Annotated in this window: 1 protein-coding gene and 1 pseudogene; one reads left to right on the top strand and one right to left on the bottom strand. The window is 63.4% G+C overall.

Annotated elements, in window-relative coordinates; translation table 11 throughout:
• Positions 1-82: pseudogene (locus tag IG65_RS39500) on the bottom strand (ferredoxin family protein); the annotation flags it as partial.
• 278 nt (positions 83-360) lie between these two features.
• Here IG65_RS39500 and ctaD point away from each other — a divergent pair.
• On the top strand, positions 361-2,106 hold the full coding sequence (ctaD, locus tag IG65_RS0133785) for a cytochrome c oxidase subunit I (protein ID WP_081879947.1): 1,746 nt from the start codon (positions 361-363) through the stop codon (positions 2,104-2,106).
• Positions 2,107-2,326: the final 220 nt, after the last annotated feature.

Genomic DNA, 2,326 nt, shown 5'->3' with positions numbered 1-2,326 from the left:
CGTAGATGCAGTCGACCGGACACTCCTCCACACACGCCCGGTCCATCACGTCCACGCACGGCTCGCCGATCACATACGCCATACCTCTATTTATACATCCAAAGCTTGTATAAACTAAGGGCGGTGACGCACCCCACCGGATCTCCCGGCGCACGCCATCGCCAGCGGACCCGGTTCACAACACCCCGACGTCTCGCTCAGCGCCGACAACGATGCACCGATAGATCCGAGCGTTCGACGGCCGGGCACGTCACCACCACGCCCGCCGAGGATGCCGAATCGAGAGGGGATTCACCGTTGTCTGCAGCGCCCGTCGAAATCCAGCCCGTCCCGCAGGCCGAGCGCCCGTTCCCGGCGCGGATGGGCCCCAAGGGCGCGGCGATGTGGAAGATCGTCACCACCACCGACCCGAAACTGCTCGGCGTCATGTACATCTTCACCGCGATCTCGTTCTTCCTCATCGGCGGGTTGATGGCGCTGCTGATGCGTGCCGAACTCGCACGGCCCGGGCTGCAGTTCTTGTCCAATGAGCAGTACAACCAGTTGTTCACCATGCACGGCACGCTCATGTTGCTGTTCTATGCGACACCGATCGTGTTCGGTTTCGCCAACTGCGTGCTGCCGCTACAGATCGGCGCTCCCGATGTGGCGTTCCCGCGGTTGAACGCGCTCAGTTACTGGCTGTACCTGTTCGGCGCCACCGTTGCGACCGCAGGATTCATAACCCCCGGTGGCGCGGCGGATTTCGGGTGGACGGCGTATGTGCCGCTGAGCCTGGCCGTGCACTCCCCCGGCGTCGGCGCCGACCTATGGGTGATGGGGGTGGCGGTCTCGGGTGTCGGCACAATCCTTGGCGCAGTCAACATGATCACCACCGTCGTGTGTTTGCGCGCGCCGGGCATGACCCTGTTCCGGATGCCGATCTTCACCTGGAACATCCTCGTCACCAGCATTCTGGTGCTCGAAGCGTTCCCGATCCTGACCGCCGCCCTGATGGGCCTGGAGGTTGATCGGCACCTCGGCGGGCACATCTACGACCCGGCCACCGGCGGCCCGATCCTCTACCAGCATCTGTTCTGGTTCTTCGGCCACCCCGAGGTCTACATCGTGGCGATACCGTTCTTCGGAATCATCACCGAAATCCTTCCCGTGTTCAGCCGCAAACCCGTCTTCGGCTACACCGCTCTCGTGTACGCGACCATCGCCATCGCCGCACTCTCGTCAGCGGTGTGGGCGCACCACATGTTCGCCACCGGCGCAGTGCTGCTGCCGTTCTTCTCCCTGATGTCGTTCTTCATCGCCGTACCCACAGGCGTGAAGTTCTTCAACTGGATCGGCACCATGTGGAAGGGACATTTGACATTCGAAACCCCGATGCTGTGGTCGCTGGGCTTCGTCACCACCTTCCTGTTCGGCGGCCTGTCCGGCGTACTGCTGGCCAGCCCGCCCCTGGACTTCCACATCACCGACACCTACTTCATCGTCGCCCACTTCCACTACGTGCTGTTCGGCACGATCGTGTTCGCGACCTTCGGCGGCATCTACTTCTGGTTCCCGAAATTCACCGGCCGCTTCCTCGACGAACGCCTGGGCCGGCTGCACTTTTGGACCACGTTCCTGGGTTTCCACACCACATTCCTGGTGCAGCACTGGCTCGGCGCCGAAGGCATGCCCCGCCGCTACGCCGACTACCTGCCCGCCGACGGGTTCACCACACTCAACACCATCTCTACGATCGGGTCGTTCATCCTCGGCTTCTCGATGATCACCTTCGTGTGGAACGTGTTCAAAAGCTACCGCTACGGCGAAGTGGTCACCGCGGACGACCCGTGGGGCTACGGCAACTCCCTGGAATGGGCGACCAGCAGCCCGCCCCCACGGCACAACTTCTACGAACTACCCCGAATCCGTTCCGAGCGACCAGCTTTCGAACTGCACTACCCGCACATGATCGAACGCATGCGCGCAGAATCCCATATCGGCTGGGGCTCCGCGAGCCGCACCTCCCACCCCCTCACCGTCGCACCCGCACCGGCAGACAACGGCGGCCACGACCAGACAGTCCAGCAAGCCGATACCGGAAGCGATTCCGATGCCGAAGGGTGAATCTCGCCGCTACGCCGCGTACCCGAAGACCTCTGACGTGGGTACCGATATGCACCGAATCATGGTGCGGGATCGGCCGATTCGTGCACTGCCCGACGGGTCGGACACGGTCTGGCCCGGTGCCGATCGTGATGAACGGCCCGGCCGGCCAGACTATTTCGCGACCGTCAGCAGCACTGCGCTGTCCTCGATCGCCTCGAGGCTGTGGCGGGCCTGCGGC

It is taken from the genome of Nocardia sp. NRRL WC-3656 (genome assembly GCF_000720265.1).
Classification (GTDB): domain Bacteria; phylum Actinomycetota; class Actinomycetes; order Mycobacteriales; family Mycobacteriaceae; genus Nocardia; species Nocardia nova.
This window is presented reverse-complemented; position numbering and strand designations above follow the sequence as displayed.